7 protein-coding genes are annotated in these 8227 nt (G+C 33.8%); 2 read left to right on the plus strand and 5 right to left on the minus strand.

The window, feature by feature from the left end; genetic code table 11:
- Together infB and AA81_RS13275 are read left to right on the plus strand one after the other, a co-directional pair.
- Window positions 1-1740: translation initiation factor IF-2 (gene infB, locus AA81_RS13270; protein ID WP_103899298.1), on the plus strand; the 1740-nt coding region annotated here is incomplete at its 5' end.
- A gap of 39 nt (window positions 1741-1779) precedes the next feature.
- Window positions 1780-2136 carry a chorismate mutase gene (locus AA81_RS13275; RefSeq protein ID WP_103077472.1) on the plus strand — a complete coding sequence of 119 codons (357 nt, stop codon included), beginning with the start codon at window positions 1780-1782 and terminating at the stop codon, window positions 2134-2136.
- A 5-nt stretch (window positions 2137-2141) separates the two neighbouring features.
- Here the strand turns inward: AA81_RS13275 and AA81_RS13280 are convergent, their stop codons facing one another.
- From AA81_RS13280 to AA81_RS13300, 5 genes are all read right to left on the minus strand, one after another.
- Window positions 2142-2912, minus strand: a complete 771-nt coding sequence (locus AA81_RS13280) for an ABC transporter ATP-binding protein (protein WP_211286408.1) — start codon at window positions 2910-2912, stop codon at window positions 2142-2144.
- Between the two features lie 20 nt (window positions 2913-2932).
- Window positions 2933-3979, minus strand: coding sequence for a taurine ABC transporter substrate-binding protein (locus AA81_RS13285; RefSeq protein WP_103078063.1), 1047 nt, complete (start codon window positions 3977-3979; stop codon window positions 2933-2935).
- Window positions 3980-4017: 38 nt separating this feature from the next.
- Window positions 4018-4806, minus strand: a complete 789-nt coding sequence (locus AA81_RS13290; protein WP_103078035.1) for an ABC transporter permease — start codon at window positions 4804-4806, stop codon at window positions 4018-4020.
- 104 nt (window positions 4807-4910) lie between these two features.
- Window positions 4911-6608: an FAD-dependent oxidoreductase gene (locus tag AA81_RS13295; protein ID WP_103078034.1), complete on the minus strand. Its 1698-nt coding sequence runs from the start codon at window positions 6606-6608 to the stop codon at window positions 4911-4913.
- Between the two features lie 86 nt (window positions 6609-6694).
- A complete protein-coding gene (locus AA81_RS13300; protein WP_103899299.1) occupies window positions 6695-7987 on the minus strand; it encodes a YeeE/YedE family protein in 1293 nt (430 codons plus the stop codon).
- Between the last annotated feature and the right edge of the window lie 240 nt (window positions 7988-8227).

Genomic DNA, 8227 nt, shown 5'->3' on the forward strand with positions numbered 1-8227 from the left:
AAAGATATGTTTATGAAAGGTATAGTATTAAGGCCAGGTCAGAAACTAGATAAAACCATGGCAGAAGAGATTGCAATGAATTATAATGTTATATTGAATTTTGAAATTGAAAAAAAGGAACCAGAAGAAGGAAAAGAGGAAGATATAGAAACCATACTTACCAAAAAGTGGAACGATATTTATGAAAAAGAGAAAGACAAATTGGCTCCACGTCCACCGGTTGTCACTATTATGGGACACGTTGATCATGGGAAAACGACTCTATTAGATAAAATTAGAAATACCCATGTTGCTGATAAAGAAGAAGGCGGTATTACTCAATCTATAGGTGCTTACCAGATAGAGTATAACGATCAAAAGATTACTTTTATCGATACCCCTGGTCATGAAGCATTTACAGAAATGAGAGCCAGAGGAGCTCAAGTTACGGATATAGTTGTTCTTATCATTGCGGCAGATGATGGGGTGATGCCTCAAACAATAGAGGCTTATAATCATGCAAAAAGTGCCAACGTTCCTATAATAGTGGCGATAAATAAAATTGACAAACCTAATGCCAACATTGAATTAACAAAACAACAGATGGTATCTAAACTCAATCTTATTCCAGAAGATTGGGGTGGAAATACTATAACTATTCCAATTTCTGCAAAAACAGGTAAAGGAATCGATGAGTTATTGGAAATGATAATTCTAGTAGCTGAAATGCAGGAGATAAGATGTATCCCTGAAGGAAAGGCTAGAGCAGTGATAATAGAAAGTCGGGTTGATAAGGCTATGGGGCCTTTGGGAACGGTTATAATTAAAGATGGGATATTGAAAGTTGGAGATGACTTTATTTCAGGTTCTACTTATGGTAGGGTCAGAAGAATGATAAATGACAGAGGAGAAAGTTTAAAAAGAGCCGTTCCTTCCACTCCTGTACAAGTTTTAGGTTTTAATGATGTTCCGAACACACATTCTATTATGTATGTGGTTGATTCAAAAGAAGAAGCTCGCACATTAGCAGAAAAGATAAAAGAAAAAGAAGAAGAAAAAGCCAAGGGTCCATCTAAAAGGCACGTAAGACTTGAAGATATTATGCAAAAAATGGAAGAGGAAGAAAAAAAGAAATTAAACATTCTATTAAAAGCCAGTACTTATGGAGAAATAGAAGCTTTAAGGAACGCTATTCAAAAGTTCGAAAATCCAGAAATAAATATAGAAATTATACACGCTGGGATAGGACCGGTAAGCACAAGCGATATAATGTTAGCTTCCGCTTCAGATGCGATTGTTCTGGGCTTTAGAGTAAAAGCCGATTCAAAGGCATTAAAGATGGCAGAAGCTGAAGGAATAGAAGTTAGAAGGTATAATATTATATTTGACTTGATTGATGATATCAAGAAAGCTTTAGAAGGTATGTTAGAGCCTATTCAAAAGGAAGAGCTCACTGGAAATGGTATAATTAAAGAAGAGTTCAAGATAAAAGGTGTAGGAAAAATTGCTGGTGTTCAAGTAAATGAAGGTTACGTTCAAAGGGATGGCGGAGTTAGAATCTATAGAAATGGTGGTTTAGTTGCCGATGTGAAAATTAAGAGTTTGAAACATTATAAAGATGAAGTTAAATCCATTGAAGCACCTAAAGAATGTGGAATTCAATTTGAAAATTTCGAAGATTTCACTAAAGGTGATGAATTAGAATTTTATAAACATGTATTTGTTAAACGAGAATTGGATTTGGAACAAAAAACTAAATAATTAGGTGTTTTGATAAAAGTAAATGGGGGATATGATAATATGGGTTCTGAATATAAGGTAGTTGGAATTAGGGGAGCAACTTCTTTAACCGAAGATCATCCAATGAAAGTAACTGAAAATGTTATAGAGCTATGGAATGAAATAATGAATAAAAATGATATATCACGTATAATATCGGTGATATTTTCTGTAACACCTGACATCAAAAGTCTTAATCCTGCTACCATTTTACGTGAGAAATTAGATCTGAATAACGTTCCTTTTATGAGTTTAGAAGAAGCTTCATTTAACGATTCTCGAAAAAAAATAATAAGGGTGCTGATTATTTGTGAAAGCAGCACCCAAAATTTTGTATACTTACATGAGGCAAAGAACTTAAGAACAAAAAAAGAATAATCTTTTTATATTTCACTTTGAGAATTTATTAAATCTAAAATTTCGCTTTTTGTATTAAAATATTCGTCTGAATGAAGTATATATTTTGCTTTTTGAGTTAGCAACTTGTTAGTAAAATCTAAGGTGAATTCTTTTATTATTTTTCCAGGCCTGGGAGACATAACTAAAACTTTTGTACCTAGCATTAAAGCTTCGTCTACGTCATGGGTTATGAAAAATATACTACACTTATTTTCTAACCAAATATTTCGAATCAAATTTTGCATGTTGCTTCTAGTAAATGCGTCTAAAGATCCGAAAGGTTCATCCATTAAGATAACTTCAGGATAATTTGCTAAAACTCTTGCAAGAGCTACTCGCTGTTTCATACCTCCCGAAAGTTCAAAAGGGTATTTTTCTTCAAAACCAGTAAGATCAACTTCTTGAATAAAGAATTTTGAAATTTCTTCGATTTTATCTTTTGGTACACCCCTACTTTTTGGTCCAAACTCTATGTTCCCTTTAACAGTCAACCATGGATAGAGTGTAGGGGACTGAAATACAACTCCTCTATGCCAGTCTGGCCCTTCTATAGGGTTTTCATGCATCAAACATTTTCCAGAAGTTAATGGGATGAAACCTGCTATTACTCTTAGCAAAGTACTTTTTCCGCAACCGGAGGGCCCTAAAATACAAAGAAACTCACCTTTTTTTAATTCTAAATTAACACCTTTCAATGCTTCTATTAAACCGGTTTTTGTTTCGTAATTGACACTCAAATTTTCAATTTTTATCAAAGTTTCTTTATAAAGATTGTCTATATCTCATCATCCTTTTCTAAGGATTTTTCAATGTAATAAGGATTAATATATTCGCTAAATTCTTCTAAGCTTGGTGAATTTTCGATAAAACCCTGAGCTTTTAAAAAATCCGATGTATCTTTCATAACTCTTACAAAATTCCCTGGTTTTTCACTTGTGCCCATATATTTTTGACTGATCATTTCTTCTCTTGTGAGCCAAATTGAACCTTGCATTTGGATTAAAGCAGTTTCAGGAGATATTCCTAAATTTCTTGAAACTATCTCAGCGGCACGTTCTGGATCATTTAAATATATGTCGTTTGCTTCAGCCAAACAGTCTATAAAAGATACAACTAAATCAGGGTACTTTTCTGAAAAGTTTTTACTTACTAAAGCAACATTTGCTGTAATATAGCCCCTTTCTAACATATCCTCACTGGAAATTAAAACTCTTCCACCATTTTCTATAAGTTCACCTAAAGAAGGTTGCCAAGTATAGGCAGCGTCTATATCGCCTCTTGACCAGGCAGCAACTATCTCGGTTGTTTTCATATCTAGGAGTTGAACTTTTTCTTCTATTCCAGCTTCTTTGAGAATATTCAATAAAATATAATGACTAGTGGAAGCAAAAGGAGTTGCTATCTTTTTACCAACAAGATCGTTTATACTGTTTATTTCATCGTTCTCTCTAACGACCAAAGCCTCTATATCACCTAAGACTTCGTGTATCCAAATTAACTCTACATCAAGGTTTCTAACAAAAGCAATGATAGAATTTATGTTCCCCATAGTAGCAAAATCTATACTTCCTGAGGCAAAAGCTTGATTGGCCTCTACTCCAGAATCAAAAACTATAAAATTACATTGGATACCTTTATCAGAAAAGTATTTATCAAATAGCCCTTGTTCAATAGCAATTGTTTCATCGTTAGGTACCCTTAAAATTCCAATGTTAATCTCCTTGGGTAAATCTTGCTGACCCTTATTACAACTTGTAAAGATAAGAGTTATCATTATAATTAAAGCAAAAAATAGTAAAGATTTCATTAATTTACTTTTCATATATACCATAACACCTCCTCTAAAGAAGAAACCAGCTTTTAAACCTTACCTTTCCAGAAAATTAATTTTCTTTCTAAAGATCGTAATCCGTAATCTATCAAAACACCACTGATTCCCATTATAAAAATGCCGACGAATATAACATCGCTTTTTAAATAGTTAGAAGCGTCAATTACCATCCAGCCGATACCAGAGGTAGCTGCAACCATTTCAGAAGAAACAAGAGTTGTGTATGCAACTCCAAAAGAAGTTCTAATTCCTGTAAATATTTCAGGTAGACATGCAGGTAACACAATTTTAAAAAACACATTCATTTGATTTGCTCCCAAAGATCTTGCGCTTAATATATAATCTTGGTTTATTCCTCTCACAGCGGAAACACAAGCTATGTATATAGGAGCAAAGGCGGCTAAAAAAAGTAAAACTTCTTTTGATAAATCTCCTATACCAAACCACAAAATAAGGATCGTGTAATAAGCTAGAGGTGGTAAAGGCCTATAAAACTCTACGATAGAATCAATTATTGCTTCCACTTTTTTAAAATAACCGCTTAAAAGTCCTATGGGTAAAGCAAATATGATTGCAAAGGCTAAGGAAACGAATAATCTTTTGAAACTTGTTCCTAAATGCACCCATAAGGGAATATTGTTGTATCCATCTCTGGCTAAACTTAAAAATGCTGACCAGACTCTTTCGGGTGAAGGTAGCAAAGTTGGAGTGAATATTTCTAGTTTTGTAACAATATACCAGGTTAAAAATATCGTTAACCACGTAAATACTGTTAATAAAATGTGATTGTTTTTTTTGTTTGATTCATTATTATTCATACAAACAATTCCTTCTCTTTTTACAAATATTTCAGATGAAAGGCCATCAATTTTCTTGATGGCCTGTGAATTATAACACACTTTTCATCATATTAACTATAAAATCATTCAAAGTTATAGGCTGTAACTATCTTTTCTCTACCAGTGATTTGGTCTAAATAATATTCATAATAGCATATACCCAAGAATGAACCGGAAATATTAAAAACATTATTGAAACCTTTTCCCTGAAGGGCCATAACAGCATTATAACTTCTTTGAGAAGAGCGACAATGAATATAAACTGGGCGATCTTTAGGTATTTCCTTTAGTCTATCCCTAAGTTCACTCAACGGTATATTAACAGAGGTTTTTAGATGCCCTTTTTCGTATTCATCCTTTTCACGACAGTCGATGATGAAAGAACCATTCTCCACAAGTTCTCGAACTTTAGATACAGGGACTTGTCTGAATCTACCATGTAATAGATTTAAACCAACTAGCGCAGCATGATTAACTGGATCTTTAGCAGTGGAAAACAGAGGTGCATAACATAGTTCTAATTCTTTTAAGTCTTCTAATGTCCCATTCATACGAATTAGTGTGGCTATCACATCGATTCGTTTAACAGCATCCCCTTTGCTAATCGCTTGTGCTCCAAGTATTCTTCCAGTAGGAACTTCGTATATCAACTTTAAATGTAGCTGATAACTATTCGGCATTAAGCCGACTTTATCCTGAGGAATGATATAAACAAAGTCGTAAGGAATACCATTAGCTTTAGCTTTTTTTTCATTGAATCCTGTGGCAGCCGCATTTAAATTGAAAACTTTCACAACCGATGACCCAATCGCACCTTTATTTATATGAGGTATATTATAAATATGATCTGCTGCAGCCCTTGCTTGCCTTTGGGCAGGACCAGCAAGAGGTAGTCTTAAGGGTTTACACGATAAAGCACAGTAAGTTTCTATGGCATCTCCGACAGCATAGATATCATCATCACTTGTTCTGTAGTTATGATCTACTTTAATCCCACCTGTTTCACCTATTTCCAAACCGGCCTCTTTTGCCAAAGAGGTTTCAGGGCATACTCCTACAGCCATTATAACAGCTCCAGCATTTACTTTTTTGCCGGATTTTAGTTCTACATAATCATCAAAGATTTTGATTACAGAATCGCTTAAAATAAGGTTTACACCGTTATCGTATAACTCTTTATGTAAGATCTGAACCATATCGTAGTCAAAAGGTTGCATTACTTGATCTAATGCTTCTATCAAATGAACGTTATAACCCGCTAATTTAAGATTTTCTGCAACTTCAATTCCAATATAACCTCCTCCAACTACTGCCACATCTTTTATGTTGTTTTTTTCTATGTAATCTTTAATTTTAACTATATCTACTACGTTTCTGACTGTAAATACATTTGTTCTATCTATTCCTTCAATACTTTTTGGAAGAATTGGTTTTGCCCCTGGAGAAAGAACCAATTTGTCATAATGCTCTTCGTATTCTTCTTCCGTTTTCGTATTTCTAACAACGACTTTCTTTTCATCTCTTACAATTTTTATGACTTCACTGTTAACCCTTGCTTCGATGTTATACTGTTTTTTAAATTGTTCTGGTGTCATCAAAACTAAATCATCACTATTTTCTACCATACCACTTAAGTGAAATGGTAAGGCACAATTGGAGAAGGAAACATGAGGTCCTCTTTCAAACATTATTATTTCAGCAGATTCATCAAGCCTTCTTGCTCGTGCTGCTACTGAGGCACCTCCAGCAACTCCTCCAACTATAAGTATTCGTTTACCCATTTTAAAGTCCTCCTTTAGTTGACAAAGAATAAATGTTATTGTGACAATAAATCTTCTTTTTTTCTAAAAAGTTTATAACTATAGTATTAATCCTTATTCACTTTAAAATCTGTTTTTGATGGTATCTTATAAAATATCTTATTGCTAACCACAGCACCTAAAATCATGAAAGCCAAAAATATCCAACCAGATAATGAAAATTCGGCTATAGGGCTGTATAATGCCCCAACGTTACAACCATTGGCAAAACGAGTTCCGAATCCCATTAAAATACCGCCCAATGAGTATAAAAAGGCTTCTTTTCCAGTTACACGCAACTCTGATTTAAAAGACTCAACAAATTTACCTGCTGATAGAAGATAAGTTAGCGCTCCTACTACTATTCCAAAGTTTTGAACTAACGATGGATTTTGAAAAAAAGGTGTAGCAAAGGTAGCAGCAGGCATTTTTGTAAACTCAGCAAGAGCTTCTCCAGAAACACCAAAAACCATTAGTACTTTGCCTATTAGCACCCCATGTGGAGTAGAAGCTCCCCAACCAGCCTTTGTAACTCCAAACAATAGAACAAAAAGTATGCTTAAAACTACTGCACCTTCAGTTAAAGTCCAAGGTTTCACAAATATATGATTATAAGTTTCTTGACTAAAAAATTTGAAATTAGAAAGATCTAATTTTTTTCTGCTTTCTTGTTCCTTTTCCGAAGGAACTCCAAAATAAGTTTTTTCCTTCCTTCTCTTTTTTTCATATTGGTAAGATGTAAAAATCACTATGGAGGAAAATATTGCTAACAATAAGATAGCTCCCAAATAACCTTGAAAACCGTCCCATTTGAATAAATCCGGTAGAAAAACACCTCCATTGAACTTAGCTCCAGTTGGAGATGTAATCCAGGAATTGGTAACCCATCCAGCCGTTCTTTGAATAGGAAATCCTAGAAAAACACCTATTCCAAAAAATATCAACGTTATCAAAGCTCTTGTAAATCCCATAGTTAAGTCGGTAAGCACACCTGTAGCACAACAAACGGACAGAGACATACCAAAACCAAAAAGAAAGGCTCCCAGCAGTAAACCAAAATTAATTGGATTTATCCAAAGGCTGTAATTAGTTGGATCTGAATTAAACAAAAATCCCATGATCATCAAAGAGGTTATAAAAAACATGAATATCATAGCACGCATGAGTTGAGTAGATCCTGTTCTATAAGCCCTATTAACACTTCCAGCAAATCCGGTATAAGCTCTAGCTAAGGTGTATCCAAAACCTACTCCTATCAAAAGTCTAAAAAAAAGCATATCTGTTGCTAAAAGTGTGTTTCCAAGAATGAGAATTAGTGCAAAACTTAACAAACCAAGAACCTTTTCTACTGTTTTAGTCATACTTTTTCCTCCCGTCTAAAGGCATTTTTAAAACAAAAGTTTTGAATTACTAAAAGATGGGTTTTACCAAAACCTTAGTTAAATATTTAAACTTCACCCCCCTTTTTTCTTGTTAAATAGTTCACGAAGTACACTTAAAAAAGAATAACAAATATTTTTTAACACCCAAAATTATAGTTGTTATTTCTTTCACTAATTGAGATTCGAAATTATTCTAACAAAAAAAGTAAAAATAGAATT

The sequence above is a fragment of the Petrotoga halophila DSM 16923 genome (assembly GCF_002924615.1).

Bases quoted from the DNA above. Each gene is read 5' to 3' on its own strand.
- AA81_RS13275 (WP_103077472.1), top strand. From the start codon at position 1,780: ATGGGTTCTGAATATAAGGTAGTTGGAATTAGGGGAGCAACTTCTTTA.
- AA81_RS13285 (WP_103078063.1), bottom strand. From the start codon at position 3,979: ATGAAAAGTAAATTAATGAAATCTTTACTATTTTTTGCTTTAATTATA.
- AA81_RS13290 (WP_103078035.1), bottom strand. From the start codon at position 4,806: ATGAATAATAATGAATCAAACAAAAAAAACAATCACATTTTATTAACA.
- AA81_RS13295 (WP_103078034.1), bottom strand. From the start codon at position 6,608: ATGGGTAAACGAATACTTATAGTTGGAGGAGTTGCTGGAGGTGCCTCA.
- AA81_RS13300 (WP_103899299.1), bottom strand. From the start codon at position 7,987: ATGACTAAAACAGTAGAAAAGGTTCTTGGTTTGTTAAGTTTTGCACTA.